General features: G+C 64.4%; 26 protein-coding genes, 1 tRNA gene and 1 pseudogene. 16 read left to right on the top strand and 12 right to left on the bottom strand.

Translation table 11 applies throughout. The annotated features are described in order from the left end of the window. Window positions 1-196: 196 nt before the first annotated feature. A complete protein-coding gene (locus UP10_RS07825) occupies window positions 197-1,249 on the bottom strand; it encodes a polysaccharide deacetylase family protein (protein WP_044586790.1) in 1,053 nt (350 codons plus the stop codon). Window positions 1,250-1,465: 216 nt separating this feature from the next. Between UP10_RS07825 and UP10_RS07820 the strand changes: the two genes are divergently transcribed. Continuing rightward, window positions 1,466-1,747, top strand: a complete 282-nt coding sequence (locus tag UP10_RS07820; protein WP_044586789.1) for a hypothetical protein — start codon at window positions 1,466-1,468, stop codon at window positions 1,745-1,747. 160 nt (window positions 1,748-1,907) lie between these two features. Next, window positions 1,908-2,120, top strand: coding sequence for a cysteine rich repeat-containing protein (locus UP10_RS07815; RefSeq protein WP_044586788.1), 213 nt, complete (start codon window positions 1,908-1,910; stop codon window positions 2,118-2,120). 54 nt (window positions 2,121-2,174) lie between these two features. On the opposite strand, the gene UP10_RS07810 is transcribed toward UP10_RS07815, so the two are convergent. Then, entirely contained in the window at window positions 2,175-3,854 is a 1,680-nt protein-coding gene (locus UP10_RS07810; protein WP_044586787.1) for an MFS transporter, read from the bottom strand. 138 nt (window positions 3,855-3,992) lie between these two features. Between UP10_RS07810 and UP10_RS07805 the strand changes: the two genes are divergently transcribed. From UP10_RS07805 to UP10_RS07775, 7 genes are all read left to right on the top strand, one after another. Then, window positions 3,993-5,354 (top strand): hydrolase, encoded by a 1,362-nt coding sequence (locus UP10_RS07805; protein ID WP_044586786.1) that lies wholly within the window; start codon window positions 3,993-3,995, stop codon window positions 5,352-5,354. A 57-nt stretch (window positions 5,355-5,411) separates the two neighbouring features. Further along, window positions 5,412-6,797 (top strand): cytochrome P450, encoded by a 1,386-nt coding sequence (locus tag UP10_RS07800; RefSeq protein WP_044586785.1) that lies wholly within the window; start codon window positions 5,412-5,414, stop codon window positions 6,795-6,797. 73 nt (window positions 6,798-6,870) lie between these two features. Next, entirely contained in the window at window positions 6,871-8,280 is a 1,410-nt protein-coding gene (locus UP10_RS07795; RefSeq protein ID WP_044586784.1) for an adenylate/guanylate cyclase domain-containing protein, read from the top strand. Between the two features lie 199 nt (window positions 8,281-8,479). Next, window positions 8,480-8,983, top strand: a complete 504-nt coding sequence (locus UP10_RS07790) for a tellurite resistance TerB family protein (RefSeq protein WP_044586783.1) — start codon at window positions 8,480-8,482, stop codon at window positions 8,981-8,983. Window positions 8,984-9,318: 335 nt separating this feature from the next. After that, window positions 9,319-10,098 (top strand): SDR family NAD(P)-dependent oxidoreductase, encoded by a 780-nt coding sequence (locus UP10_RS07785; RefSeq protein ID WP_044586782.1) that lies wholly within the window; start codon window positions 9,319-9,321, stop codon window positions 10,096-10,098. 132 nt (window positions 10,099-10,230) lie between these two features. Continuing rightward, window positions 10,231-11,034, top strand: a complete 804-nt coding sequence (locus UP10_RS07780) for a glutamine amidotransferase (RefSeq protein ID WP_044586781.1) — start codon at window positions 10,231-10,233, stop codon at window positions 11,032-11,034. Window positions 11,035-11,154: 120 nt separating this feature from the next. Further along, window positions 11,155-11,964, top strand: coding sequence for an enoyl-CoA hydratase (locus tag UP10_RS07775; protein ID WP_044586780.1), 810 nt, complete (start codon window positions 11,155-11,157; stop codon window positions 11,962-11,964). Between the two features lie 8 nt (window positions 11,965-11,972). On the opposite strand, the pseudogene UP10_RS42835 reads toward UP10_RS07775, so the two are convergent. Then, window positions 11,973-12,202 (bottom strand): annotated as a pseudogene (locus UP10_RS42835) (GIY-YIG nuclease family protein); the annotation flags it as partial. A gap of 160 nt (window positions 12,203-12,362) precedes the next feature. Next, window positions 12,363-12,438, bottom strand: a tRNA-Ala gene (locus UP10_RS07770). A gap of 189 nt (window positions 12,439-12,627) precedes the next feature. On the opposite strand from UP10_RS07770, the gene UP10_RS07765 reads away from it, so the two are divergent. From UP10_RS07765 to UP10_RS07755, 3 genes are read left to right on the top strand one after another with little or no spacing between them, the layout of a single operon-like run. Beyond that, window positions 12,628-12,918 carry a YggT family protein gene (locus UP10_RS07765; RefSeq protein ID WP_044539317.1) on the top strand — a complete coding sequence of 97 codons (291 nt, stop codon included), beginning with the start codon at window positions 12,628-12,630 and terminating at the stop codon, window positions 12,916-12,918. Between the two features lie 9 nt (window positions 12,919-12,927). Next, window positions 12,928-13,275 (top strand): DUF167 domain-containing protein, encoded by a 348-nt coding sequence (locus UP10_RS07760; RefSeq protein ID WP_044586779.1) that lies wholly within the window; start codon window positions 12,928-12,930, stop codon window positions 13,273-13,275. Window position 13,276: 1 nt separating this feature from the next. After that, on the top strand, window positions 13,277-14,161 hold the full coding sequence (locus UP10_RS07755) for a bifunctional methylenetetrahydrofolate dehydrogenase/methenyltetrahydrofolate cyclohydrolase (RefSeq protein WP_044586778.1): 885 nt from the start codon (window positions 13,277-13,279) through the stop codon (window positions 14,159-14,161). Window positions 14,162-14,325: 164 nt separating this feature from the next. On the opposite strand, the gene ppa is transcribed toward UP10_RS07755, so the two are convergent. Both ppa and UP10_RS07745 read right to left on the bottom strand, forming a co-directional pair. Next, window positions 14,326-14,859: an inorganic diphosphatase gene (gene ppa, locus UP10_RS07750; RefSeq protein WP_044586777.1), complete on the bottom strand. Its 534-nt coding sequence runs from the start codon at window positions 14,857-14,859 to the stop codon at window positions 14,326-14,328. A gap of 165 nt (window positions 14,860-15,024) precedes the next feature. Next, window positions 15,025-15,534: a GNAT family N-acetyltransferase gene (locus UP10_RS07745; RefSeq protein WP_044539321.1), complete on the bottom strand. Its 510-nt coding sequence runs from the start codon at window positions 15,532-15,534 to the stop codon at window positions 15,025-15,027. Window positions 15,535-15,808: 274 nt separating this feature from the next. Here UP10_RS07745 and UP10_RS07740 point away from each other — a divergent pair, with 274 nt between their 5' ends. Genes UP10_RS07740 through UP10_RS07725 form a run of 4 tightly spaced genes read left to right on the top strand, consistent with a single transcriptional unit; the run spans window position 15,809 to window position 18,904 of the window. After that, window positions 15,809-16,708: an alpha/beta hydrolase family protein gene (locus UP10_RS07740; RefSeq protein ID WP_044586776.1), complete on the top strand. Its 900-nt coding sequence runs from the start codon at window positions 15,809-15,811 to the stop codon at window positions 16,706-16,708. After that, window positions 16,705-17,172: a DUF2269 family protein gene (locus tag UP10_RS07735; RefSeq protein WP_044586775.1), complete on the top strand. Its 468-nt coding sequence runs from the start codon at window positions 16,705-16,707 to the stop codon at window positions 17,170-17,172. Before UP10_RS07740 ends, UP10_RS07735 begins: the two co-directional genes overlap by 4 nt. 8 nt (window positions 17,173-17,180) lie before the next feature. Next, complete coding sequence (locus UP10_RS07730) at window positions 17,181-18,500, top strand: SDR family oxidoreductase (RefSeq protein ID WP_044586774.1); 1,320 nt, start codon at window positions 17,181-17,183, stop codon at window positions 18,498-18,500. After that, window positions 18,497-18,904, top strand: a complete 408-nt coding sequence (locus tag UP10_RS07725) for a thiol-disulfide oxidoreductase DCC family protein (protein WP_044586773.1) — start codon at window positions 18,497-18,499, stop codon at window positions 18,902-18,904. Before UP10_RS07730 ends, UP10_RS07725 begins: the two co-directional genes overlap by 4 nt. Window positions 18,905-18,998: 94 nt before the next feature. On the opposite strand, the gene UP10_RS07720 is transcribed toward UP10_RS07725, so the two are convergent. From UP10_RS07720 to UP10_RS07695, 6 genes are all read right to left on the bottom strand, one after another. Next, on the bottom strand, window positions 18,999-20,246 hold the full coding sequence (locus tag UP10_RS07720) for a flavin monoamine oxidase family protein (protein WP_044586772.1): 1,248 nt from the start codon (window positions 20,244-20,246) through the stop codon (window positions 18,999-19,001). Window positions 20,247-20,445: 199 nt separating this feature from the next. Continuing rightward, window positions 20,446-22,272: a translational GTPase TypA gene (gene typA / locus UP10_RS07715; RefSeq protein WP_044586771.1), complete on the bottom strand. Its 1,827-nt coding sequence runs from the start codon at window positions 22,270-22,272 to the stop codon at window positions 20,446-20,448. Window positions 22,273-22,816: 544 nt separating this feature from the next. After that, window positions 22,817-23,035 carry a hypothetical protein gene (locus UP10_RS07710; protein ID WP_245321684.1) on the bottom strand — a complete coding sequence of 73 codons (219 nt, stop codon included), beginning with the start codon at window positions 23,033-23,035 and terminating at the stop codon, window positions 22,817-22,819. Window positions 23,036-23,091: 56 nt separating this feature from the next. Next, window positions 23,092-24,537, bottom strand: a complete 1,446-nt coding sequence (locus tag UP10_RS07705) for a radical SAM protein (protein WP_044586769.1) — start codon at window positions 24,535-24,537, stop codon at window positions 23,092-23,094. Beyond that, complete coding sequence (locus UP10_RS07700; protein ID WP_044586768.1) at window positions 24,518-25,237, bottom strand: prolipoprotein diacylglyceryl transferase; 720 nt, start codon at window positions 25,235-25,237, stop codon at window positions 24,518-24,520. The genes UP10_RS07705 and UP10_RS07700 overlap by 20 nt, the downstream gene beginning before the upstream one ends. Before the next feature lie 178 nt (window positions 25,238-25,415). After that, window positions 25,416-26,180, bottom strand: a complete 765-nt coding sequence (locus UP10_RS07695) for a Crp/Fnr family transcriptional regulator (RefSeq protein ID WP_044586767.1) — start codon at window positions 26,178-26,180, stop codon at window positions 25,416-25,418. Window positions 26,181-26,282: the final 102 nt, after the last annotated feature.

The raw sequence follows: 26,282 nt of genomic DNA, 5'->3' as shown, positions 1-26,282 counted from the left end.
GGCGCTTGCGCGATTTCGGAATAATGGAATGATGCCGCTGAGTTGCCCGACATGTCAAGGTGTCGTGTCGAGCGCCGGCAGCCGCCGGCTACTTTGCATGGGGTTGTTTTCGATATTTTGGCAGTGTGCCAAAACGTGGATGGCCGGGACGAGCCCGGCCATGACGACGTTTCGAAACGTGACCTCGCGTAGAAGCCTACTCCGCGACCGTCTGGATGACGCTGCTCACCGGGCGGGCCGATGCGGTCGGGACCTTCACGGTATTCTGCATCATCGCGTCGTAGTCGGGCAGTGTCTCGACCTGGGTCTTGGCCTTCATCCAGACCACTTTGTAGCCGCCCGCCTTCAGCTGGCGCAGCAGCGTCGGCAGCGCCTGGGCGGTGTGCCTCTGCAGATCGTGCATCAGGATAATGCCTTTGTGCTCCTTGTCGAGCCCGGTCATCACGTTCTTGATCACCTCGTCCGAACTCTTCGACTTGAAGTCGTTAGAGTCGACGTCGACCGAGAATCGCGCGATGTTGCGGCTCTCGAGATAGGCGAGAGTCGCAGGGGTGTGCGCCAGCGCCGGGAAGCGGAAGAACGGGGCGGGATTGGCGCCGAGCGCGAGCTTGACGGCGCTAAAGCCTTTCTCGATCTCGTCCTTGGCCTGCTGCTCGGTCATCTTCTTGCTGGCGAGATGGGCGTGCGACCAGGTGTGGGAGCCGATGGTGTGGCCGGCAGCTGCGACCTGGCGAAGAATGTCCGGATGGTAGGTGGTGTGCAGGCCGATCGGGAAGAACACCGCCTTGGTGCACTCGTCCGCCAGCGCCTTCAGCACGGCGGGTGTGGTCGGCCACGGACCGTCGTCGAAGGTCAGCACGATCTCGTGGTCGGTCAGGAAGTCGAACTGCTTGTATTGCAGGAAGCCGAAGCCCGGGCCGCCTGTCGCGTCGACCACTACGGTGCGGCTGATGCCGAGCGCGTCGGGATTGGCGCATTTGGCTGCGGCCGCGACCGGTGCGGGCATTGGCGCGGGAGCCGGGGCCGGCGCAGCCGCTGTCGTGGCGTCGGCGCGCTTGCCCAGCGCGGCGGTCACGTTGACATCGTCCTTGGCAGCCGCCGATGGCGCCGGAAGCGGATCGGCCGCGCGGGCGGCCATGGTTTGGGGAGGAGCGGCATCGGCGCGCGGGGAGGAGGTCCAGAACCACACTCCGGCGATCACCACCGCCATGACAACACTGGCCAGCATCAGGCCCAACGGATTACGCATCGCTACACACTTCCTGGGAACTCGGGTACGCCACAGCCGCAACGTCTGATTAGTGCCAACAAGGTCTTAACGCGGTCCCAACACGGCGGCGGGAGCGCAAGAAAAAGAGCGGCTTACGCTTGCGTGATGACCGTCACAGTCAGGCGGCGCGCGAAGGCGCAATGATCGGCCCATCGAACAACGGGCCCGCTTCTGCGGTGCCAATGGGAGCCGATCATGACCAGCCAAGTTCTCCAGAATTGCGCGCGCAAGGCCGGTGCCGCAGTGGCCTTTGCAGTCGCCTTCTCCGCGCTGTCCCCGACTGCGAGCTTTGCTTTCAGCGCCGAAGCGCAGCAGATGTGCACCGGCGACGCGTTCCGGCTGTGCAGTTCGGAGATCCCGAACATCCCGAAGATCACCGCCTGCATGGTCAAGCATCGCTCCGATCTCAGCAGCGGCTGCCGCGTCGTGCTCGACCGCGATCTGGCCGGCCAATCGCGCAAGGTCGCTGCCGAGTAATTTCGGCGCTGCATCCCGGGCCATGCCTGCGGCGACAAGACGCAGGCCGTCCGGGACGATCGGACCGGGCAGGAACCTGCCGCCGTTCCGGCCGTTTCAAGCTTCTTCGGTGTGCTGAAAGGCTGTAAAGCACGCCGTCACATTCATTAGAGGCTTTGAAATGACCCGATTTCTGCTCGCCGTCGTTCCGTTGGTTTTGCTGGCGTCGTCCGCGTCGGCGCAGCAGGGCCGCGATGCCTGCTCCCGCGATGCCTCGCGTTTCTGCCGTCCCCATCTCGGTGAAGGCGACCAGGCCGTGCTGGCCTGCCTGAAGGAACATCGTGCCCGCCTCGGCAAGGCTTGCCAGCAGACGTTGAGCGATAACGGGCAGTAGGCTCCGTCATTCCGGGGCTCGCGCCAAGAGGCGCGCCCCGGAATGACGGCGGGGCTACGTACTGCTTCCCGCCGCGGTCGCGACCACAGGCAAGACCTCGTGGGCGGCGCGGTCCGGGGTCTCGTCCTTCCAGCGCACCGATCCGAACGGACGCTCCAGCATGCGGTGTACTCGCACCGGATCGGGACCGATATGGAAGTCGATCGCCTTCTGGTGCAGTTCGCGCTCGGACTGGGTCGGCCGGTTGCGCTGGCGCAGATAATCGAGCCAGGTCGGGCAGTGATAGCGTTCGATCCACAATTCAGGGTCGGCAATGTCGCGCGCGATCGACCAGCCATAGGCACCGTTGCGCTGGCGGCTGAGCTGCACCTCCTGCATTACATTGTGGAAGGCGCGGGCATTGTCCTGCGCCACGCGGTATTCGATCTCGACCACCAGCGGCCCGCTGCGCCCGGTCAGTTGCAACCGCACCTCGGGATCGGCGAGCGTCTCGGCTGCCGCTTCGTTGCGCGCGCCGATCGGCGGCATCCGCAGCCAGATGCCGAGTATGGGTGACAGCAGCATCAGGCCGGCGGAGATCAGAAGCGCGGTCTCGACACCGGCGATTTCGGTGATATGGCCCCAGATCCAGCTTCCGATCGCGATGCCACCGGCGATCGCGGCCTGGAAGGCTGCGAGCGAACGGCCGGCCACCCAGCGCGGCGCCGAGAGCTGCACGCCGATATTGAACAGCGCCACGGCCAGCATCCACACCGCGCCGGCGACCACCAGTGCAGCCGCCGTGATCACCGGCTCCCTGCTGACCGCAACGGCTGCGATCGCGCAGCCCATCGACAGCGCGCAGGCGCGCACTGCCGCCTCGCCGCTCATGCGGGCGCGCACCTCGCTGATGTTGAGGGCGCCGATCACGGCGCCCATGCCGAAGGCGCCGAGCATGATGCCGTAGGTCTGCGCGCCGCCATGCAGGAGATCGCGTGCCACCAGCGGCATCAGCGCCGATACCGAGCCGCCGATGATGCCGGTGACCATGGTGCGGGTCAGCACGATCTTGATCGACGGCGAATTGGTGATGTAGCGCACGCCCGACACGATCGCGCGGTTCAGCCGCTCGCGCGGCAGCCGCGACGGCTCGCTGACCCGATTCCACAGGAACAGCACCACCAGCAGCGGCAGATACAGCACGGTGTTGGCGCCGAACGCCGCGACCGCGCCGGCGGAGGCGACCACAATGCCGCCGATCGCGGGCCCAAAACTGCGCGCGATGTTGTAGCTGATGCCGTTGAGCGCGACCGCGGCCGGCAGCGTCTCGGTCGGCACCTGCTCGCTGACCGAGGATTGCCAGGCCGGGCCGAACAGCGCCATGCCGCTGCCGACCACGAAGCACAGCGCGAGCAGGATGTTCGGCGTCACCAGATTGAGCCACGCCAGCACCGTCAGCGTGGTGGCGCCGGAGAGCGCGATCGCTAGCGACACCAGCGCGACGATGCGGCGGTCATGCATGTCGGCGATGGCGCCGGCCGGCATCGAGATCAGCATCACCGGCAGCATCAGCGCGGTCTGCACCAGCGCGACCTTGTCCGCCTGCGCCGTCATTTGCGTCATCGCCCAGGCGGCGCCGACGCCCTGGATCAGGATGCCGAGATTGGAGAGCAGGCTGGCGAGCCAGATGCGTCGGAAGACCGCGTGCCGCAACGGTGCAGTGATACTGTCGGCGCGCTTCGGCGAATCGGTCATATCCGGTTCCGTTTGGCCTGCTATGGCTGGGTGATGATTCCGGCTAGACCAACTGATGCCCGCGAAAAGCGGGTGCTGTCCAGCCATTACGGTATGATTAACCAGCTAAAGCACTGAAAGACTTGGGGAAGGGGACCAATGAAGCTGTCACGGCGGACGATTTTGCGAGGTGCCGGAGCTCTGACCTTGCTGGCGGGCCGTTTGGGCACGTCGGCCCTGGCGCAGACGGGGCCTGCTGGTGATATCTCGCCGATCCTGTTCGTGCACGGCAATGGCGACCACGCGGCGCTCTGGATGACGACGATCTGGCGGATGGAATCCAACGGCGTGCCGCGCGAGCGGGTGTTCGCGATCAACTTCACCGATCCGCTGGCGCGCACCGACGACAAGGTCGAGCAGGCCAATCGCTCCTCGACCGAGGACGCGCGCCGCGAGCTCGGCGAGGCGATCAAGGCGCTGAAGCAGTCAACCGGTGCCGCGCGCGTCGCGCTGGTCGGCAATTCACGCGGCGGCAATGCGATCCGCAACACTATCAAGAACGGCGGTAGCGGCGATGTCAGCCATGCCGTGCTGTGCGGCACGCCCAATCATGGCGTCTATGCATGGGACGAGGGGTTGGGCAACGAGTTCAATGGCCGCGGCCCGTTCCTGCGCGGGCTCAACGAGGGCGACAGCGAGGTCACGGCAGGGACCGCATTCCTGACGCTGCGTAGCGATGGGCTCGACAAATATGCCCAAGCCGACGGCCGCTTCGCCGGCAAGCCGGGCACGCCGACCAACATCACCACCGAAGGCCCGGCGCTGAAGGGCGCGACCAATCTGGTGATCGGCGCGGTCGATCATCGCGAGACCGCGTATCATCCGCGCGCCTTCCGCGAGATCTACAAGTTCATCGCCGGACGCGAGCCGTCGCGGATCGAGATAGTATCAGAAGCGATAGTGAAGTTGAGCGGTCTCGTCACGGGCACGCCCGGCGGCGTGCAGACCAATCGTCCGGTGTCCAGCGCATCGGTCGATATCTATCATGTGTCTGATGACACCGGTGAACGGATCGGCGGAACGGTGCACAGCTCGCAAACCAACGCCGACGGCCGTTGGGGTCCGGCGCAGGTCGATCCGTCCTGGTCTCTCGAGATTGTGCTGACTTCGCCAGGCTCCGTGACGACGCATTTTTATCGCTCGCCGTTTCCGCGCTCGTCGGACATCGTGCATTTGCGCGCGGCGCGGCAGCCACTCGCCGCCGATGCCGGCGCGGGCGCCGTCGTCCTGATGTCGCGGCCGCGCGGCTATTTCGGCCTGCCGCGCGATGTCGTGCTGTTCGACGGCAAGGAGCCTGATGACGTGAAGCCGGGCGTGCCGACGGACGCGGTGACGACGTTGCGGCTCCCAGCGGCCGAGATCGGCCGTCCGGTGGTCGGCATCTTCAACCAAGAGCGGATCGTGGCGCGGGCCTGGCCGGCATCGGAAAACCGGATTGCGGTCGCCGAGCTGACTTATTAGGTCTTATACAGGCTCGCGTGCCTGAATTCGTTGTCGCGAGAGGCTGGAGCAATAGCCATGAGCATCGCCGAAGTCTACGACATGACAGTCACGCGGCGGCCTCTGGTGCCGCCGACCCCGCCGCGCGCGCCCGACGACATGACCGCGTTCGGGCGGATGCGTGCGATGCGCAACAGCCCGATCGAGACCTGGGGCCGGCGCGCCTACGAGGAAGGCATCATCCAGGGCCGCTTCCTCGGCCACTCGAGCTTCATCCTCAACACGCCGGAAGCGATCCGGCATGTGCTCGTCGACAATTACGAGAATTACACCCGCACCGCCGCCGGCATTCGCGTGCTGCGCCCGATGCTCGGCGAAGGGTTGCTGATCGCCGAGGGCCGTGCCTGGAAGCATCAGCGCCGCACCCTGGCGCCGGCCTTCACGCCGCGCGCGGTGATGACGCTGGTGCCCTATATGATCGCGGCGACCGACGAGACGATCACCAAGCTGAAAGCCGCGAGCAGCGGTCCCGTCGATCTGCGCGAGGCGATGCAGCGGATGGCCTTGGAGATCGCCGGCCGCACCATGTTTTCGTTCGGCATGGAGCGCCACGGAGCAGCCTTGCGCGACTTCGTGATGGAGTATGGCGGGACGCTGGCGCGGCCGAGCATCCTGGACCTCGTACTGCCGCTCGGCTGGCCGACCCCGCATGATTTCCGCCGCGCCCGCTTCCGCAAGCGCTGGACCGCGTTCGTGGGCCAACTGATGGCCGAGCGTCGCGCCGCCGGCAAGAACGATGGCGCACCGGCCCGCGATCTGTTCGATCTGATGGGCGACGCGCGCGACCCCGAGACCGGCGAGGCCTTCACCGACGCTCAGCTCGGCGATCAGATCGCGACCATGATCCTGGCCGGACACGAGACCACGGCAACTGCGCTGTTCTGGGCGCTCTATCTGCTGGCGCTGGATCCGGCGACCCAGGAACAGCTGGCGGCCGAAGTGAAAAGCGTGGCAGCAGCTGGCGCGCTCGACATCGAGAGGCTGAAATTCACCCGCGCCGTGATGGACGAGACGATGCGGCTCTATCCGCCGGCGTTTTTGATTGCGCGCGCGGCTGCTGGTTCCGACACGATCGCCGGCCGTCCGGTCAGGAAGCATGACGTAATTCTGATCGCGCCATGGCTGTTGCACCGGCATGAAAAGCTGTGGCGCGATCCGAACGCGTTCGTGCCGGCACGGTTCATGACGGGGACGCCGCCCGATCGCTTCGCCTATCTGCCGTTCGGCGTCGGCGCGCGCGTCTGCATTGGCGCGCATTTCGCGCTCGTCGAGGCGACGCTGGCGCTGGCGAAACTGATCGGCGCGTTCCGCGTCGCACTGGTGGACAAGGATCCGGTGATCCCGATCGGTGTGGTGACGACGCAGCCCAACCGTTCGCCGATGTTTGCGATCACGCCCAGGTAATCGAGACTTGGGTAATTGAGCCTCGGTACCAGGGCTTGCGCCTTGGCGCGGCCCACCTCATCTTAGGTCCCTCATGAGCGACGTGCAGGCACAGTTTTCAGTGTTGCGGCAGACCACGGATCCCGCGGTCGCCGACGCCATCGTGCAGTTGATCGAGAAGGGCGAGGACCACGAACTCAACCGGGTCAATGCGCTGGATTTCTCCAAGCGCACCGGGCTCGGTGAGGAACAGGTGATTTCCGGCTTCCTGCATGCCTCGCGGCTAGGCCTGTTCGAATTGACCTGGAACGTGCTCTGCCCCGGCTGCAGCGGCGTGCTCGATGCCCATTCGACGCTGAAATCGCTGCGTAATGACGACTATCAGTGCGGCCTTTGCGCCTGCGGCTACGAGGCCTCCGTCGACGAGCAGGTCGAGGTCGCCTTCACCGTAAGCCCGCGCGTTCGCCGCATCGCGGCGCACGATCCGAACACGCTGCCGATCTGGGATTATTTCAAGCAGATCTTCTGGAGCTCCGGCGTCGACTTCAACAAGGAGTCGTTCGGGGAGCTTTCCGATCAGGTCGTGCTGGATGCGCTCGAGCTCCCGGCCGGCGAGAAGGCGGTGCTGTCGCTGCAACTGCCGAAAGAATTCATCATCGTGTTCGAGCCGGTGACGCATTCGGCGCAATTCATCGACGTTCAGGGCGAACCGACCAAGGACCGCCAGCATTTGTCGCTGATGTACAACAAGGTTCATGCGCCGACCGGCAACATGACCCTGCGGCCCGGCCCGCTGCGGCTGTCGCTCGACAACCAGGCCGGCGTTCGGGTGTTGCCGTCGGTGTTCATCGCCGCTGAGGCATTGCATCATCTGATCGGCAAGCGAAAGCCGTTCCTGACGGCGAAACGCATCCTGAGCAACCAGACCTTCCGCGACGTCTACAAGGCCGACAATCTCACGCTCGATCAGCGGCTCAAGATCACCTCGCTGACCTTCCTGTTCACGGATTTGAAGGGCTCGACCGCGCTGTACGAGCGCGTCGGCGACCTCGCCGCCTTCGATCTTGTGCGCGCACACTTCCACGCATTGCTCGATATTATCGCCTCAGAGCGTGGCGCGGTGGTGAAAACGATCGGGGACGCGGTGATGGCGACGTTCGTCCGTCCCGAACACGCGCTGGCCGCGGGCCTGCGCATGCGCACGGCGATGAAGACAATCAACGACGAGCGCGGCAAGGAGGATCTGGTCGTAAAGATCGGTATCCATGAGGGACCCTGCCTTGCGGTGATGCTGAACGAGCGCCAGGACTATTTCGGCCAAACCGTCAACATCGCAGCAAGGGTGCAGAGCCTGTCGACGTCGCAGGAGATTCACCTCACCCAGCCGGTGATGGAATCGGCGGAGGTTGCCGGCATTCTCGATCGCGCGTCGATCAGGCCGATCCAGAAGGAAGCGGCGTTGCGCGGCATTGCCGACAAGCTCGTGGTGTACGAGATACCGTGAGCCAGTACTCCGTCATTCCGGGATGGTCCGTTAGGACCAGACCCGGAATCTCGAGATTCCGGGTTCTCGCTACGCGAGCCCCGGAATGACTCAAAGCAGATTACCCAAACGTAATGGCCAGCCGGAACCTGCGCCGATTGCGCCGGTTCTGTTTCCACGCCATATAGATTTTATCACGCTTCATTCGACAGAGAGAGCAATGCTCGACGGACTCCGCCAATTCATTGCCGATATGGTCTCATCAGACGCGCAAGCTGACCGGACCTTCGGCGACAGCGACTATCGTCTCGCCGCGACCGCGCTGCTGGTCCACGTCGTGTCGCTGGACGGCGAGCCGACGGCGGTCGAGACGCGTAAATTGCACAGCCTGATCGAGAGCCGTTTCCAGCTCGATCCCGGCACGGCCGACAGGCTGATCGCGTCGGCGATGCGGGTCGAGGGCGAAGCCGTCGATCTCTATCACTTTACCAGCGTGATCATGCGCTCGGTGGACGAGCAAGGGCGGCTGCGCATCGTCGAGATGATGTGGGAGCTGGTCTATGCCGACGGCCAGGTCAGCGAGTTCGAGGACAATGTGGTCTGGCGTGCCGCCGACCTGCTCGGCATCTCCTCGCGCGACCGCATCGATCTCAAGCATCGTGTCGCCGAGAAGCAGGCGGAGCTGCCCAAGGGCCCCTGGGGCACGGCAGACGCGGCAATCTGACACGCCTGCCCGAGCAGGCGCGGCCTAGAGCTTCGTTCCGATGGAATCGGAACGAAGCTCTAGATTCTTGTTTTGACGCGTTTTCTTCACGCGAATCGGCACCCACTTCGCTCGAAAACGCTCTCGTCGCGCCCACGTTGGAGATGACGAAATTTTAATGTGCGGTGCGGTCTGCCGCCATCGTGGGCGATGCGCCTGAAAATCTGGCGTTTCACTTCGAGACCTGCGCGGCGCCGCCTGTCGACAAGCTTACAGGTGGCTTGCATCCCACCGCTTGCGTATGCTCTCGTCGCCGCCGTTCGAGACCTCTGGAATTTGCAATAAGAGTTTGAATCGTGACCGAGCGTGTGACGCTGATAACCGGGGCATCGGCGGGCATAGGCTCCGAACTGGCGCGCGTTTTTGCAGCGAATGGTCACCGTGTGGCGCTGGTGGCGCGGCGTGCCGATCGTCTGAAGGAGCTGGCCGACGAGCTCGCCGGCAAGGGCAGCGCGGCGCCGATCGTGATTCCCTGCGATCTCCAGGAGATCGATGCCGGTGACAAGATCGCAGCGGCTCTGGCTGAGGCCGGCGTCGAGGTCGAATATCTCGTCAACAATGCCGGTTTTGGCGTGTTCGGCCTCGCCGTCAAGCGCGACCGAGCCGAACAGCTTAACATTATCGCGGTCAACATCCGGGCGTTGACCGATCTGTCGCTGCGCTTTGCCGATCAGCTGATCCGCAATCAGGGCGGCATCCTCAATCTCGGCTCCATCGCCGGCTTCCTGCCGGGGCCCGGCATGGCCGTCTACTACGCCAGCAAGGCCTATGTGCTGTCGTTCTCCGAGGCGCTGCGCTGCGAGCTGGCCCCGCAGGGCGTTCGCGTCACCGTGGTGTGCCCCGGTCCCGTGCCGTCGGAATTCCAGGCGCGCGCAGGCTTCTCGCCCGGCTTCGATTCCGCCATTCTCGACGTTCCGCCGGCCGAGGTCGCCAGGCAGGCTTATCGCGGGCTGATGGCCAACAAGCGCGCCGTATTGCCCGGCGCCTTCATCAAGATGGTGCCGTTCCTGCTCCGCCTGTTCCCGCGCTCCTTCATCCTGACCGCGGTCGGCGGATTTCAGCTCCGCAAGCGCTAATCCATCGTCAATAAGGCCTATTCTGGCCCGCGACTTGCTTCGAAGGCTAGGCGGGTGTGCGCCAGCTCACGCGATATTAAGAATTACTTAGCTATCATCTCGCCCGACGTGCCGAATATCGAAGCAAGGACGATGTTGTTCCGGTCGGACCAAGCCAGTGCCGTGGTGCCCTTCCCAACGGGAAGGCCGGCTGCGGCCACGCCTTCGGATCCGGTCCTGAAGCGCCCGGTGCTGATCGTGATGCACCAGGAGACGTCGACTCCCGGGCGGATCGGAAATGCCCTGCGCGCTCTCGGCTATCCCCTCGACATCCGCCGCCCGCGCTTCGGCGACGCATTGCCTGACACGCTCGACAATCATGCCGGCGCGGTGATCTTCGGCGGCCCGATGAGTGCCAACGACCCCGATGACTATTTGCGGCGCGAGATCGACTGGATCGCGATTCCGTTGCGCGAACAGCGGCCGTTCCTGGGCATCTGCCTGGGCGCCCAGATGCTGGCGCGGCAACTCGGTGCGACGGTGGCCCCGCACGCAGAAGGCCGTGTCGAAGTCGGCTATTACCCGATCAGGCCGACCGAAGCCGGCCGCGCGCTCTGCCCGGATTGGCCGGCGCGCGTCTATCACTGGCATGGCGAGGGGTTTCAGTTGCCTGACGGCGCCGAGCTGCTCGCCGAGGGCGCCGACTTCCCGATGCAGGCGTTCCGGTCCGGCAACGCCTTCGGCCTGCAGTTTCATCCCGACGTGACCTACGCGATGATGCATCGCTGGACCACGCGCGGTTGCGTGCGGATGGATCAGCCGGGCGCGCAGCCGCGCCATCTGCACTTCGCCGAACGCGCAGTGCACGATGCCGCCGAGCGTGCATGGCTGAAGCATTTCCTCGACGGCTGGATCGCGCAAACGCCGCGCGCGGTGATGCTGCAGGCGGCTGAATAGCCGCCACGCGGAATTTTCGCGAGGCTTCTCATTTTCATTGTTGTGTTAGTGTCGCGGCAACTGCCGCGCGCAGCCGCATGGTCGCGCGAAGTCATAACAACAAGGCAAAGGGAGATCGCCGTGACCTACGAACACATCCTCTACGACGTCAGCAATGGGATCGCGACCATCACGCTCAATCGCCCCGACCGCATGAATGCGTGGACGGCGATCATGGAGCGCGATGTGCGCCACGCGATGGAGGCCGCGGCCAGTGACGACGATGTCCGCGTCATCGTGCTGACCGGCGCGGGCCGCGGGTTCTGTGCCGGCGCCGACATGGAGGCGCTGAAGGGAATCGATCCCAACGAGATGAGGCGCGGCGAGACGATTCCGTTCGACATGAACCGCCGCGCCGACTGGCAGACCCGCTACGCCTATTATCCTGCGATTCCGAAGCCCGTGATCGGCATGCTGAACGGCGCCACCGCCGGTATCGGCTTGGTGCATGCGCTGTATTGCGACGTTCGCTTCGCGGCTGACACTGCGGTGTTCACGACGGCTTTCGCACGGCGCGGCCTGATCGCCGAACATGGCATCAGCTGGATGCTGCCGCGCCTCGTCGGTCATGCCAACGCGCTCGATCTCCTGATGTCGGCGCGGCGGGTGTCCGCCGAGGAGGCGCTGCGTATCGGCCTCGTCAACCGGCTTTACGCGCCCGAGAAGCTCCGCGAGGAAACCTATGCCTATGCCCGCGACCTTGCCGATTTCGTTTCGCCAAGCGCGATCGCCGTGATCAAGCGCCAGCTCTACGACGTGCCGTTCCAGACGCTGGCTGAGGCCACCATCGATGCCAACCGCGAGATGCAAATCGCGCTGAAGGGGAATGATTTCAGGGAGGGCGTCGCGAGCTTCGTCGAGAAGCGGCCGCCGAGGTTTACGGGGACGTGAGGGGGCTGGAGGCGCTTCTTGGCGAAGGCGCGGCCGGACGCAGATTTCAGATATTTTTCAAATGCCACTGCCTGCTTCTCGTCGCTGAAGGCCACGTAGGTCTTGAGCCCGGCCCATATTTCGATGTATGGGGCACCTCGCCGGCGTTGTGCTTGGCTAGCCGGGCTCGCAGATCGTCGGTGATGCCCACGTAGAAGTGCAGGGAATCGAGACTCTCGAGAATGTAGACATATTTCATGCTGCCCACCCCGCATGGTTGCGGAAGGCATGGTAGCACATCTGGTGCGTGTCGAGAGCCCGGCCTCGCCCTGTGGGCTACGCCGCGGCAGCGTTCGCTCACTTCGCTACGATAGACTGTCCGGGCTTGCCGAGCCGTAGCTCGCGAAGCGAGCGAAGGCTGGTGGAGCCAGGCGGGATCGAACCGCCGACCTCGTCATTGCGAACGACGCGCTCTCCCAGCTGAGCTATGGCCCCAACGCGACCGGTTTGCTGAGTATCCGGTCGACAATCCGGCGCCATTTACAGTCCCGCCCAAGGGCAAGTCAAGAACGCTGAAACTGCGGTTTTCGGCCCGATTGGCCCGGAACTTCCCTTGTTTGCGGGGGGATGAACCGATATCTAGCGGGCAGCCGCACCGAGCTCTCTCCCGGACAAGTCCAGCCTATGAAGCCAATCGTATTCATCCTGATCCAGATCATAAATCTTTATATGTATCTGCTGATCGCTTCGGCGATCCTTTCCTGGCTGGTCGCCTTCAATGTCGTGAACACGCGCAACCAATTCGTCGCTGCGATCGCGGAGTTCCTCTTCAGAATCACCGAGCCCGTGCTCGGTCCGATTCGCCGGCGCCTGCCCAATTTCGGCGGCCTGGATATCTCGCCAATCATCGCGTTCTTTGCGCTTTGGCTGATCCAGCTTTATCTCAGCGAGTACGTCTACCCCTACGTCCCATAGAGACGAAGCGTGGACCCTTGGCGCTACTCCACCGGGGGCATCAGCATCGCCTTGCGCGTGACGCCCCGGGGCGGCCGTGACGACATCGACGGGATCGAAACGCTGGCCAACGGCCGGTCGGTGGTGAAGGTGCGGGTTCGCGCCATTGCCGAAGGCGGCGAGGCCAACCGCGCGGTGACCGAGCTGCTCTCCAAGGCGCTCGGCGTGCCCAAGGCCAGGGTGAAGATCCTGTCCGGCATCACCTCGCGGCTCAAGCAGGTGGCGGTGGATGGCGATCCAAGGCAGCTTGGCGATATCTTGAGGAAGCTGACCGCCACGACGCCGGAGCACGATTCAGGGGCAAGTACCGGGGAATGACATGACCGCCCGCATCATCGATGGAAAAGTCATTGCCGCCGAGCTGCGCGGCCGCGTCGCCGGCGAGGTCGCTCGCGTCAAGCGCGACCACCAGCTCACGCCGGGGCTCGCCGTCGTGCTTGTTGGCAACGACCCGGCCAGCGAGGTCTATGTCCGCAGCAAGCACACCCAGACGCAAAGCTCCGGCATGGCCTCGTTCGAGCACAAGCTGCCGGCCGACGTCTCCCAGGATGATCTGCTGACGCTGATCGCGCGGCTGAATCGCGATCCGCTGGTGCATGGCATCCTGGTCCAGCTGCCGCTGCCGAAATCGCTGCACACCGAAACAATCATCAACGCGATCGACCCTGCCAAGGATGTCGATGGCCTGCACCCGAACAACGCCGGACGGCTGGCCGGCGGCTTCGCCGCACTGTCGCCCTGCACGCCGCTCGGCTGCATCATCCTGACCAAGAGCGTGCATGCCTCGCTCGAGGGCATGAACGCGATCGTGATCGGTCGCTCGAATCTGGTCGGCCGCCCGCTGGTGCAATTGCTTTTGAACGAGAATGCGACGGTGACGATCGCGCATTCACGCTCGCGCGATCTGCCAAAACTCTGTGCCCAGGCCGATCTGGTCTATGCCGCAGTCGGCAAGCCCGAAATGGTGCGCGGCGACTGGCTGAAGCCCGGAGCCACCGTGATTGATGTCGGCATCAACCGCATCCCGGTGGCAGGTAGCAAGCCGAAGCTGGTCGGCGACGTCGCCTTCCAGGAGGCGCTCGACGTCGCCGGCGCGATCACGCCGGTGCCCGGCGGCGTCGGGCAGATGACGGTGGCGTGCCTGCTGGTGAACACGCTGCGCGCCGCCTGTGCGATCCACGGCCTGCCGGCGCCGGCGGTGTGATCTCTTACCTCGCCCCGCTTGCGGGGAGAGGTCGGATTGCATCGTCAGATGCAATCCGGGTGAGGGGGTACAGGTCTCTCGACCTTCACAACTCGTGGAAGCAGCCCCTCACCCCACCCTCTCCCCGCAAGAGCGGGGCGAGGGAGCTTTGGCGGCGAGGTTTGCTACTTCTTTCCCTTCGCCCGCTCGATCCCTTCCAGGATCAGCTTGTACGCCTCCTCGGCGTCACCCCAGTGCAGCACCTTCACCCATTTACCCTTCTCGAGGTCTTTGTAGTGCTCGAAGAAGTGCTGGATCTGCTGCAGCGTGATGTCGGGAAGGTCGTTGTAGTTCTTCACCTTGTCGTAGCGCTGGGTCAGCTTCGATGACGGCACTGCGATGATCTTCTCGTCGCCGCCGGCCTCGTCTTCCATCACGAGCACGCCGACCGGGCGGACGCTCATGACGGCGCCGGGAATGATCGCGCGGGTGTTGACGATCAGCACGTCGCATGGATCGCCGTCGCCGGACAGAGTGTGCGGGATGAAGCCGTAATTGCCGGGATAGCGCATCGGCGTGTAGAGGAAGCGATCGACCACGAGCGTGCCGGCTTCCTTGTCCATCTCGTACTTGATCGGCTCGCCGCCGACGGCGACCTCGATGATGACGTTGACGTCGTGGGGCGCATTTTTTCCGATCGATATGGCGTCGATACGCATGGATTGCTCCGCGTGAACTCTGGAAGTTGAAGACGATGTGATTTTCTTGTTTGGCGCCGTCGAGGCGCAAAGCAGCACGAAGCCCAAACTTGCCGCCGAGCAGCCGTTCGCGCGTAACGCTCAGGCTGGTTTAGCCTTGCTGCAGCTACGAGAGAAGCAGGATTTTCAGTTCGCCCAGGCGAAAGCGACCTTGTCGAGCGACTTCGGCCCAAACCGCTCCGAGGAGCGCGCCACCATCCGGCCGCCGAGCGCGCGGTAGAATTCCGTCGCCGCATCGTTGTCGGAGAGCGCCCAGATCACCATGCTCTTCAGGCCGCTCTGCAACAGGTCGCGGCGGGCAGAGGCAAACAGGCGGCGACCGAAGCCGAGGCCCTGGAACTCCGGCCGCAGATAGAGCTCGTAAATCTCGCCTTCGAAGTGCAGGCTGCGGGCGCGGTTGCGGCCGTAATTGGCGTAGCCCGCGATCTTGTCGCCGAACACCAGCACGCTGACGCGGCTGCCTTTGCGGATCGCGCTGTCCCACCATTGCGGGCCACGGCGATTGATCAGCTTTTCGAGTTCGGCGCCCGGGATGATGCCCTGATACGCCGAGCGCCAGGCCTCGTCATGCGTCGACGCTACTGCGGCTGCGTCTGCAGCTTTGGCCGGCCGGACCTCGATTAGCGTTGTGCTCATGGATGTAATCAAAGCAAGTCAGGGGGCCGCCTTCAAGGTCCTTCGTTAATTATCGGTTAACCTGTGGACTTTTTGCATCAGTATCATGAATATTTGTACCGAAAGAGGACAAGGCACTGCCGCAACGGGCAATTTCGATGATGCGCTCGCGCGCAAGATGTGGTGGCAACACGTCGTGACAGCATGGGCGTCACGGAAAAATGCACCTGGATTGATTCGCTGTCGGTATTCTAAGGACGAATCCCATCGCGGCGCGGCGGCGTCAGGGGCGCTTATGCATTCGGCGAAAGTCCTGGTTGCGGCCATTGTCCTTGCGATGCTCGGCGCGCGGGTCGTTTCGGCGCAGCCGGCGCTTGGTGCGCAAGGCGCGGAGGGTGAGCCGGACCGGCGCCAGCAATGGCTAGTGCCATCACCCGAGCCAGCGACATCAGCGCATGCGCTGCTGTTTCGGCCCGCCGGCGACGGCCCGTTTCCGCTCGCCGTGATCGCGCATGCGTCGACGCAAAACGTGCTGCGCCGGGCGCAGATGCCGCAGCCGGAATATCGCGCGCTCGCCGTCTTGCTGGTTGCGCGCGGCTTCGCCGTGCTGGTCCCTGAAAGGCTCGGCCACGGCGCCACCGGAGGCCCATATGTCGAGGACCAGCGCGGCTGCGACGAGGCGGATTATTCCCGCGCCGGGCACGCCACGGCGAGCGAGATCGCGACCGCGATGGATTATCTGCGCAAGCAGGCCTTCATCCGCTCCGAGGGCACGGTCATCGTCGGCCACTCCGCGGGCGGATGGGGCGCGTTGGCGCTGGCCGGCGAAAGCCCCGCCGGCGTGTCGCGCATCATCCTGTTCGCGCCGGGCCGCGGCGGCCGCGCCAATGATTTCCCGAACCAGATCTGCGCGCCGCACACGCTGCTCGCATCCGCCGCCGAGTTCGGCGCGCAGGCCCGAATTCCCGTGACATGGCTGGTTGCCGCCAATGACAGCTATTTCGCGCCGGCGTTTTCGCGTCAACTTGCCGATGCCTTTTCCAAGGCTGGTGACAAAGTGGATTTTCGTGCGCTTCCGGCCTATGGCAGCGAGGGCCACTGGCTGGCGGAGACGGAGATCGGTGTGAAGGCGGCGACATCCGAACTTGCGCGCGCGCTGAAGCCGCCGCGCCCTGTGGCGAGCGGAAAGCGATGACGCTCTACTTCCTGGTCAAATATCTCCATGTGCTCGGCGCCATCGTGATCCTCGGCACCGGGACCGGCATCGCCTTCTTCATGCTGATGGCGCATCGGACCAGTGATGCCTCCTTCATTGCCCGCACGGCAGCGACCGTTGTGATCGCGGACATGATCTTCACATTATCAGCGGTGCTGCTGCAGCCGGTCAGCGGCGGGCTGTTGATGATGCTATCGGGGACAGATTTTGCCGAGCGCTGGCTGCTGGCGTCGCTCGCGCTCTACGTCGTCGCCGGCATGTTCTGGATCCCCGTCATCTTCATGCAGATGGAGATGCGCGACCTGGCGCTGATGGCGGCGGAGAAGAACCAGAAGCTGCCGCCGCGTTATTTTGTGCTCTTCCGCCGCTGGTTCCTGTTCGGTATTCCCGGCTTCGGCTCGGTGATGATCATCCTGTGGCTGATGATCGCAAAGCCATTCTAGGGACACTCATGCCCGCAACAAACATTCTCGTGCTTGGTGCATCCGGCCTGATCGGCCGCTATGTCACCGACGATCTGCGGGCGCGCGGCTTCCGTGTGGTCGGCGTCGCGCGGCATTTCTCGCCCGCGCAGAAGGTCAGCGCGCTCGATCTCGAACTGCCTGTCATGTCGATGGATGCGGCGGCGCTGGCGCAACTTCTCCGCACGCATGACGTCGACCTTGTCGTCAACTGCCTCGGCGTGTTGCAGGACGGCCCGGGCAGCGATACGCAGGCGGTGCACCGCGATTTCGTCGCGCGGCTGCTGGAAGCTATCCGGGAAAGCGGACGCGCCATCCGCTTCGTCCAGATCTCGGTTCCCGGCGCCGCCAATGAGGATCGCACGGCTTTCAGCACCACCAAGCGCGAGGCCGAACGGTTGATCGCCGCCTCCGGCATTCCTCACGCGATGCTGCGCCCGGGGTTTGTCATTGCACCGGCGGCCTATGGCGGCAGCGCGATGCTGCGCGCGCTGGCGGCGCTGCCGGTCGATCTGCCGGCGGGTGAAGCCGGGACGCCGTTCCAGCCGGTTGCGGTCGAGGACATCGCCGAGACCATCGCCTGGCTCGCCGGCCGCGACATCGCGGACGAGAGCGTGCGCGCCGTGACATGGGACCTGATGCAGACGCAGCCGATCTCGCTCGGCGGCGTCGTCGATCAGTTCCGCTGGTCGTTCGGCACGGCAAAGCAGCTGCGGATCACGCCGCCTTCCTTCCTGATCGATCTCGGCGCCCGCCTCGGCGATCTCTCGAGCCGTCTCGGCTGGATGCCGCCGCTGCGCTCCACCGCGATCGCCGAGCTGCGCCGCGGCATCACCGGCGACCCCGCCGCATGGATGGCGGCGACCGGGATCGTGCCGAAGACGATCGCGCAGGCCATCGGCGGGCATCCCGCGACCATCCAGGACAAATGGTTCGCCCGGCTGTTCCTGATCAAGGCGCTGATCATCGCAAGCCTCGCGTTGTTCTGGGTCGCGTCCGGTTTCATCGCGCTGTTCATCTCCTATGACGCCGCCGCCGGCATCCTGCGCGCGCATCATTTTCCGCCGGCGCTGGTCGGTCCCGTCACGGTGTTGACCAGCCTGATGGACATCAGTATCGGCATCCTGATCGCCTTTCGCCGCACCGCGGCGTTCGGGCTGATCGCAGGTATCATCGCCTCGCTCGGCTACATGGCTGTTGCGGCGATCCTGACCCCGGATCTCTGGATCGAACCGCTTGGTGCACTGGTCAAGACCGGACCCGCGATCGTGCTGATGCTGGTCGCGTTTCTGATGTTGGATAACCGATGACCCAATGGCCCGACGACGATGTGATCCTCTACGACGGCGTCTGCATCTTCTGCTCGCGCTGGGTCCGCTTCGTCATCGCGCGCGATGCGGCTCGCAGATTTCGCTTCACCCCGATCCAGTCCGACTACGGCACGCGGCTCGCCAAGGCGTTCGGCATCGATCCTGACGATCCCGACACCAACGCCGTGGTCCACGATGGCGTCGCGCGCTTGAAGTCGGATGCCGCGCTGACCGTGCTGAGCCTGCTGCCGGGCTGGGGCTGGACGCGCGTATTGTTCGCAGTGCCAAAGCCGCTGCGCAACGCGGTCTACAGCCTGATCGCCCGCAACCGCTACAGGATTTTCGGCAAGTACGAGACGTGCTTCGTGCCCGACGCCGACATGCGGGCGCGGGTGCTGGAGTAGCCACCTTCGTCATTGCGAGCGAAGCGAAGCAATCCATTCTATCCGAATGCGGGGTGCGATGGATTGCTTCGCTTCGCTCGCAATGTCGGTGTAGTTACTTGCGCGGCGATATCGCCAGCACTTCCTTCGCCGCCCGCTCTCCCGAATCCCGCGCCCCATGCGCCGTCGAGAAAAAGTGCGGCGAGGTTGCCTCTCCTGCAAAGAACAGCCGGCCGTCCACCGGCGCGGCCAGCACGGCGCGCTTGCCGGCGTGGCCCGGGAGTGCGTGCGAATAGGAGCCGCGCGCGTAAGGATCGTGCGACCAGCGCGATTCCTTCAACGGCTTCAGCTTGCGGCGGATGTCGTTGCCGATGAAGGAGACGATCTCATCGATGCTGTGGGCGGCGATCGCGCCGTCGCCGTCGTCCTCGAGCGCTTGCGCGAAGCGGCCACCGAAGAAGCCTTCGATGCAGGGCTGGCCGAATGGGCGGATGTGATAGGTGCCCATCTCGGTGCGCATGGTGGCGCCGCGCAGATTGCCTTCTTTCGGCAGCGCGTCGGGTTCGTCGAGCGCCAGCATCACCTTGTCGGCCAGACCCAAAGGCAGGCCGCGCGCGGCGTCGACCTTGTCCGGCAATGCGGGCGAGAAGCGGATCGCTTCGTCGGCGATCAGATTGGTAGGCACGGTGACGATCACGCTGTCGGCCTCCAGCGTGCCGCGCGAGGTCTCGATGCGCACGCGCTGTCCTGAGTGATCGATCAGCCGGACCTCGCAGTTCAGCGCCACCGGGACTTGCGCGCCATAGGCCGCGACCAGCGCGCCATAGCCGCGCCGCAGCCGCCAATTGAAGTTGGTGTCCTCGTAGGCGTCGAAGTCGAGGATCGAGAGCTGATCGAGCTCGCAGCCGTTCACATAGGTCGAAATCGCGTCGATCATCGGGTTCCAGCGATTGCCTGAAACGAGATAGCAACTCGCCGGGCTGTCCTTGCCGCCGCGTGCGGCTTGTTCGATGCGATCGTAGAATTCGTCGAGCGCCAGCACGAACTCGTCGCGCTCGGCTTGCGGGAACGCCTTGCCATAGGCGCGCTCGCGCCACGGCGGCAGGTCCTTGTTGATCTCGAAATTCAGTTGGCCGGCGATAGCCACAAAGCTGTTCTGATCGGCCGAATGCAGCCAGCCGCAGCCGAGGTCGAACACCACGTCAGGCGACGCAGGAATCGTATGCGCACGGCCGCCGACGCGATCGCGGGCTTCCAGCACGATGCTGGAGAGGCCGGAGTCTTTCAGCGCATGCGCAGCCCCCAGGCCCGCGGCACCTGCGCCGATGATGGCGACGTCGACTGTGGAAGGAAGGGAACTCATGTCCCGGCCATAGCACGTTCGCTGCCGGGCCTGAAGACGCCACATGCATAGCCGTCATCACCCGCCACCGGGTCGCGCGCACGCGGGCCCGATGACAGGCTCCAGCGGGTGATCCAGTATTCCAGAGGCTGCAATGATAGAGCCGACAGGCCGCGGCTTACTGAGCGCCCCGGTCACGCCGGGGCACGACAGATAAGGCTTACGCGACGGCTTCCTTGGCCTTCTCGGCGCGCTTGCGCTCGTTCGCGTCGAGGTGCTTCTTGCGCAGGCGGATCGACTTCGGCGTCACCTCGACGAGCTCGTCGTCCTCGATATAGGCGAGCGCCTTTTCCAGCGTCATCCGGATCGGCGGGGTCAGGCGCACCGCTTCATCTTTCGAGGTGGTGCGGATGTTGGTGAGCTGCTTGCCCTTGAGGACGTTGATCTCGAGATCATTGTCGCGGGTGTGCTCGCCGACGATCATGCCCTTGTAGACCTTCCAGCCGGGCTCGATCATCATCGGGCCGCGGTCTTCCAGCTTGAACATCGCGTAGGCCACCGCCTCGCCCTGGTCGTTGGAGATCAGCACGCCGTTGCGGCGGCCCTGGATCTCGCCCTTGTAGGGAAGGTAGTTGTGGAAGATGCGGTTCATGATCGCGGTGCCGCGGGTATCAGTGAGCAGTTCACCCTGGTAGCCGATCAGGCCGCGGGTCGGCGCGTAGAACACCAGCCGCAGCCGGTTGCCACCGGACGGGCGCATCTCGATCATCTCGGCCTTGCGCTCGCTCATCTTCTGCACGACGACGCCGGAATGCTCCTCGTCGACGTCGATCACGACCTCTTCGACCGGCTCCAGCCAGCCACCGGTGGTCTCGTCCTTTTGCAGCACGACGCGGGGGCGCGACACCGAGAGCTCAAAGCCCTCGCGACGCATGGTCTCGATCAGGATCGCGAGCTGCAATTCGCCGCGGCCCGAAACTTCCATCGAATCCTTGTCGGAGGCCTCGACGACGCGCAGCGCGACATTGCCTTCGGCCTCGCGCAGCAGGCGGTCGCGGATCATGCGCGAGGTCACCTTGTCGCCTTCGGTGCCAGCGAGCGGGGAGTTGTTGACGATGAACGACATCGACACCGTCGGCGGATCGATCGGCTGCGCGGTCAGCGGCGCCTCGACGCTAGGATCGCAGAAGGTGTCGGCGACGGTGCCCTTGGTGAGGCCCGCGATCGCGACGATGTCGCCGGCGTCGGCTTCCTCGAGCGGGGTGCGCTCGATGCCGCGGAAGGCGAGGATCTTGGTGATGCGCCCCTGCTCGATGGTCTTGCCATCGGCGCCGAGCACCTTCACGGCCTGGTTCGGCTTGATCGAGCCCGAGGTGATGCGGCCGGTGATGATGCGGCCGAGATAGGGGTTGGCTTCGAGGATGGTGCCGATCATGCGGAACGGACCCTCTTCGACCGTCGGCGGCGCGACGTGGCGCACGATCAGGTCGAACAGCGGCTGCATGCCGGCGTCATGCGAAGCTTCCGGGCTGTCGCCCATCCAGCCCTGCTTGGCCGACCCGTACAGGATCGGGAAGTCGAGCTGCTCCTCGGTGGCATCGAGGGCCGCGAACAGGTCGAATACTTCGTTGATGACTTCGGTCGGGCGCGCGTCGGGGCGGTCGACCTTGTTGATGACGACGATCGGCTTCAACCCGACCTTGAGCGCCTTCGAGACCACGAATTTGGTCTGCGGCAGCGGACCCTCGGCGGCGTCGACCAGCACCAGTGCGCCATCCACCATGTTGAGGATGCGCTCGACCTCGCCGCCGAAATCGGCGTGGCCGGGGGTATCGACGATGTTGATGCGGGTGTCTTTCCACTGCACCGAGGCCGCCTTGGCGAGGATGGTTATGCCGCGCTCACGCTCCAGATCGTTGGAGTCCATGGCGCGTTCGGTGACCTTCTGGTTCTCGCGATAGGTCCCGGATTGCTGCAGCAGGCGGTCGACGAGCGTGGTCTTGCCGTGGTCGACGTGGGCGATGATGGCGACGTTACGAAGGTTCATGGCTCTTCTTCTGGTCGGTGCAAAAGGTCTGATGCGCGATCTCGCCGGACCACCAGGGGCCGGCTGCTCGCTCACGCGGCCCAGTCGGGCCCGGATCACGCTCATACCTAAGAATTTTGACGGGGACGCATCGCCCCAAAAAGGAAGCCCGGTCAAATGACCGGGCACCTTGCGCGTTGCGGCGCAATATAGTCAGAAAACGCCAAAAATCAACGGTTTATTGGCGGTTTGGGGGGCCGTTTTCGGGCTCAGAACCCGGATTTTGACGGATTTGGGCACCGATCGGGAGCTATTTATTACGGATCAAGGCCCAGATGATCAGCCCGACCCCGCAGAGCGCCACCAGCATGACGACCGGCGTGACCGGGTCATGGCCCGAACCACCCATGTTGGCGAGCAAGATCGCGCACAGGACGCCGGGCAGCAGCAGGATGACGCCTATGACCAGCAGGAAGGCGGTCGCACAGCCGGTGCGCGGGGGTGGCGCTGGTGGTTTGTCGGATGGGGCAGGTCGAAATTGGTCATGTTTGTATGGGCTCTGCCTCTAGCGCCGCGGCCCCTTGATCGCCGCGCGGATCAGCATCACGCCGGCAAAGCCGACCAGAAGGCCGAGCAGCACCAGGAACAGGAGCGTCGGATCCATGCTCGAGTCGGTCAGCGAGCCGACGCCGAACAGGATGGCGCAGAGGCCGGGCAACAGCAGAATCAGCCCGAACAGCACCATGAACGCCGTCGCGCAGCCGCCGCGTTGCGGAGGAAGCATTGGGGGAAGCGAGGGCGGAGGCGACCCATCCGGCATTATGGGACGGCTGTCGTCGCTCATCGCGGCACCTCTTCGCTTTGCCGCGCCTCGCGGTAGGTCTGGCCGGCCAGCGCGGCGCGGATGCCGTCGATCTTTCTGTTGCGGTAGAACAGGTTGTAGGTGTCGAACGGGATGATCGCGCCGCTCTCGGTGACGAAGTGGATGCAGCTTCGCTTGACGTTGCCGACGCAGAAATTGAAGCGATCGAGGAACTGCACGATGGTGACGCGGAAGATGTTCTCATAAGCGAGGCTGTCCGGCACCTGGAAGCTCGGCAGACAGCACAGCAATTCGCAGACCCGCTCGGAGGTGTTCAGCGGCCCCGACGACAGCGAGAACAGGTCGACAAATTTTTCCCGCAGCATCGGATATTTCTCCGGGCTGATGGTGTTGGGCATCACAGCGATCAGCTGCTCCTGCGAGATCAGCGAGGTCAGCGGCAGCACCTTTTCGCCGTTGCGCAGGCCGTAGCCGATCGAGATGCTCTCCGGATTGCACGGCAGCGGGATCATGTCCTTGTCGCCGAACACGCCGGTCTCGACCACGCGGTTGCGGATCTCCGACAGCATGATGCGGTCGGTGTCCTTGTCGAAATTCTCGTTGCGGCCGGCGTCCTGCACCGGCTGCAGCGTGACGCCGCGCACGCATTTCCATGTCAGGGCGTGGCGGACGATGTCGCCGATCTCGCTGTCGTTGACGCCACGCTTGATGGTGGCTACCAGCGTGGTCGAGATGCCATGGTGCTCGAGAGTCTCCAGCGCCTGCTGGCGGATCTTGCGCAAATCCGCGCCGCGCAGATTGACCAGTGCCTCGCGCTGCAGCGAGTCGAACTGCAGGTAGACTTCGAGCCCGCGCTTGTTCTCGGCCAGTTTGGCGACGAATTCCGGTTCGCGCGCGATTCGCAGGCCGTTGGTGTTGATCATGACGTGGCGGATCGGCCGGGCGCGCACCGCGTCCAAAATGGCGAAGAAATCCGGATGCAGCGTCGGCTCGCCGCCGGAGATCTGCACCAGATCGGGCTCGCCCTCGCTCGCGACCAGCGCGTCCAGCATTTTTTCGATCTTGGCGAGCGGCGTGAAGCTGGTCCGTGCCGGCGATGAGTCGGCGAAACACACCGGGCAGGTGAGGTTGCAATGCTCCGTGATCTCGATCAGCGCCAGGCAGGAATGCTGCTCGTGATCCGGGCATAGCCCGCAATCATAGGGGCAGCCGAACTCGGTGTGGCGCTGGAACGACAGCGGGCGGTCGCCGGGCTTGATGAAATCCTTGCACAGCCGCCAATAGGCCTGATCGGTCGAAACCAGCGTCGACTGCACGCCATGCTGCTTGCAGCGCTTCTCGTACCACACCTCGTTGCCGAGGATCTGGATCTTGGTCGGCACCAGGGCCAGGCAGGTTTCGCAAAGCGATTGGGTCTGGCCCCAGAAGATGTAAGGGCGGGCCTTACGCAGTGGCGCGTTCATGCTTCACACTCGCATTTGGTGCCGTCGCCAGCATGACGGCGGCATAGACCATGACAAACAGCGACAGCAGGTGGAATAGCGAGAACGGGCCGATCAGCGCGCCATAGGGTTTCATGAATTCCCAGATGAAGCGCTGCAGCCCGTAATAGAGCAGGACGAGGTAGAATCCATTGGTGATGATTGCCGCGTTCCGGTTCAACACCGCCAGCACGTAAAAGACCGCGAACGCGGCCATCGCCAGGCTTTCATAGAGCTGCACGGGATGGCGCAGCATGCCATCGCCGAAATCATGCCCCCAGGGCAGCGTGGTCGGCGTGCCATAGGTGAAATCATCGAGGCCGGCGAAGTAGCAGCCGAGCCGCCCGACCGCGACGCCGACCGCAAGCGGCAGCGCGAACCGCGCGCCGGTGCGCAGTGAAATGCCGTGCAGCCATTTGTAGAGCTCGATCGCGACGATGCCGCCGGCCAGCGCACCTTCGACCGAGCGGGCGATGCCCGGCATGCCCGAGAACCACAGGTTGAGCGTCCCGAAGATATAGGCGCCGATCCCGGCGCCGAACACCAATGCGGCAACATAGGGGAGTTCGAAGGATTGGCTGGGGAATTGCAGGCCGCGCACCTGCGACAGCCACCACATGGCGATCGCAGCGGCACACCATGCCGCGATGTCGAAAACAGTGTGAAGCGCTGCCCCGCTCATGGCGCGAGTGTAGCGTGGATGGGGTTGTGTGCAGCAGTTTTCTGCCGCTTCCCATTCGCCACCAGTTCGTCATGGCCGGGCTTGTCCCGGCCATCCACGTCTTTTTGCGCGGAAACCAAGACGTGGATGCCCGGCGCAAGGCCGGGCATGACGAGCTTGTGGAGACAACGCAGCTCGCCTAATTCGCCGGATTATCCTCGCTCGGATAGACCCCGCGCAGCACGTTTTCGAAGTGGTCCTTGACCGCCTCGTTGCACAGGCAGGAGCGCAGCCGCAGCTTGTCCGGGTTGCGGACCAGGATCGAGCCGCGGCGGGTTTCCAGCACGCCCTCGGCCTTGAAGTTCTGGATCACGCGGCTGGTGTAGCTGCGGCCGACGCCGAGTAAGGTCGAGAGCTGTTCGTGGGTGAGCGGCACCACGCCATCGCCATTGGTGCGCTCGATCGCCGAGATGATCCATTTCGCGGCGCGCTGCTCGATCGAGTGGATCGCGTTGCAGGCGGTCGACTGGAAGATCTGCGCCAGCATGCAGTCGGCGTAGCGCGCGAAGACGTTGCGCACCGAGACCGAGCTGATCTTTGCGGCATCCAGTTTGCTGATCGGCAGCCGCGCGAACGGCCCGCTGAATTTGACAGTGATGCGGGTATAGGCCGGCAGAAAGCCCTGGCTCACGATGCCGCCGACGGCGCCCTCGCGACCGACCAGGATCGTTTCGACATCGCGCCCATCCTCGTTGGGGACCAAATAGGACGCAAGGCTCGGCCCGCACGGAAAATGCACGGTCTGGACATCGTCGCCGGGGTTGTAGAGCAGGTCGTTGGCCTCGGCGTCGACCAGCACGAGGTGTGGCGCGATCAGCGCGTAATCGGCCGCATTCAGCCGGCGCAGCAAATTGTTAAAGGGCCGGTCTGTGATTCCGGCCAACTCGGTGCGTTTGACAAGCATTGGAGTTTCCTGCGTCCCCAACGTCGACGATAATCGAAAAGTTCCCGTTTTTATGTGCACTAGTGAACAGACGGCGCCGGTTCCAATGTGGTGGTTTCATCA

Origin of the sequence: Bradyrhizobium sp. LTSPM299, from assembly GCF_000938235.1 — a bacterium.
In the GTDB taxonomy this organism is placed as follows: Bacteria; Pseudomonadota; Alphaproteobacteria; order Rhizobiales; family Xanthobacteraceae; genus Bradyrhizobium.
The sequence above is the reverse complement of the archived record's forward strand: the minus strand, read 5'-3'. Positions and strand labels throughout refer to the sequence as shown.

Bases quoted from the DNA above. Each gene is read 5' to 3' on its own strand.
- UP10_RS07825 (WP_044586790.1), bottom strand. From the start codon at position 1,249: ATGCGTAATCCGTTGGGCCTGATGCTGGCCAGTGTTGTCATGGCGGTG.
- UP10_RS07820 (WP_044586789.1), top strand. From the start codon at position 1,466: ATGACCAGCCAAGTTCTCCAGAATTGCGCGCGCAAGGCCGGTGCCGCA.
- UP10_RS07815 (WP_044586788.1), top strand. From the start codon at position 1,908: ATGACCCGATTTCTGCTCGCCGTCGTTCCGTTGGTTTTGCTGGCGTCG.
- UP10_RS07810 (WP_044586787.1), bottom strand. From the start codon at position 3,854: ATGACCGATTCGCCGAAGCGCGCCGACAGTATCACTGCACCGTTGCGG.
- UP10_RS07805 (WP_044586786.1), top strand. From the start codon at position 3,993: ATGAAGCTGTCACGGCGGACGATTTTGCGAGGTGCCGGAGCTCTGACC.
- UP10_RS07800 (WP_044586785.1), top strand. From the start codon at position 5,412: ATGAGCATCGCCGAAGTCTACGACATGACAGTCACGCGGCGGCCTCTG.
- UP10_RS07795 (WP_044586784.1), top strand. From the start codon at position 6,871: ATGAGCGACGTGCAGGCACAGTTTTCAGTGTTGCGGCAGACCACGGAT.
- UP10_RS07790 (WP_044586783.1), top strand. From the start codon at position 8,480: ATGCTCGACGGACTCCGCCAATTCATTGCCGATATGGTCTCATCAGAC.
- UP10_RS07780 (WP_044586781.1), top strand. From the start codon at position 10,231: ATGTTGTTCCGGTCGGACCAAGCCAGTGCCGTGGTGCCCTTCCCAACG.
- UP10_RS07765 (WP_044539317.1), top strand. From the start codon at position 12,628: ATGAAGCCAATCGTATTCATCCTGATCCAGATCATAAATCTTTATATG.
- UP10_RS07755 (WP_044586778.1), top strand. From the start codon at position 13,277: ATGACCGCCCGCATCATCGATGGAAAAGTCATTGCCGCCGAGCTGCGC.
- ppa (WP_044586777.1), bottom strand. From the start codon at position 14,859: ATGCGTATCGACGCCATATCGATCGGAAAAAATGCGCCCCACGACGTC.
- UP10_RS07745 (WP_044539321.1), bottom strand. From the start codon at position 15,534: ATGAGCACAACGCTAATCGAGGTCCGGCCGGCCAAAGCTGCAGACGCA.
- UP10_RS07740 (WP_044586776.1), top strand. From the start codon at position 15,809: ATGCATTCGGCGAAAGTCCTGGTTGCGGCCATTGTCCTTGCGATGCTC.
- UP10_RS07735 (WP_044586775.1), top strand. From the start codon at position 16,705: ATGACGCTCTACTTCCTGGTCAAATATCTCCATGTGCTCGGCGCCATC.
- UP10_RS07730 (WP_044586774.1), top strand. From the start codon at position 17,181: ATGCCCGCAACAAACATTCTCGTGCTTGGTGCATCCGGCCTGATCGGC.
- UP10_RS07725 (WP_044586773.1), top strand. From the start codon at position 18,497: ATGACCCAATGGCCCGACGACGATGTGATCCTCTACGACGGCGTCTGC.
- UP10_RS07720 (WP_044586772.1), bottom strand. From the start codon at position 20,246: ATGAGTTCCCTTCCTTCCACAGTCGACGTCGCCATCATCGGCGCAGGT.
- typA (WP_044586771.1), bottom strand. From the start codon at position 22,272: ATGAACCTTCGTAACGTCGCCATCATCGCCCACGTCGACCACGGCAAG.
- UP10_RS07710 (WP_245321684.1), bottom strand. From the start codon at position 23,035: ATGCTTCCTCCGCAACGCGGCGGCTGCGCGACGGCGTTCATGGTGCTG.
- UP10_RS07705 (WP_044586769.1), bottom strand. From the start codon at position 24,537: ATGAACGCGCCACTGCGTAAGGCCCGCCCTTACATCTTCTGGGGCCAG.
- UP10_RS07700 (WP_044586768.1), bottom strand. From the start codon at position 25,237: ATGAGCGGGGCAGCGCTTCACACTGTTTTCGACATCGCGGCATGGTGT.
- UP10_RS07695 (WP_044586767.1), bottom strand. From the start codon at position 26,180: ATGCTTGTCAAACGCACCGAGTTGGCCGGAATCACAGACCGGCCCTTT.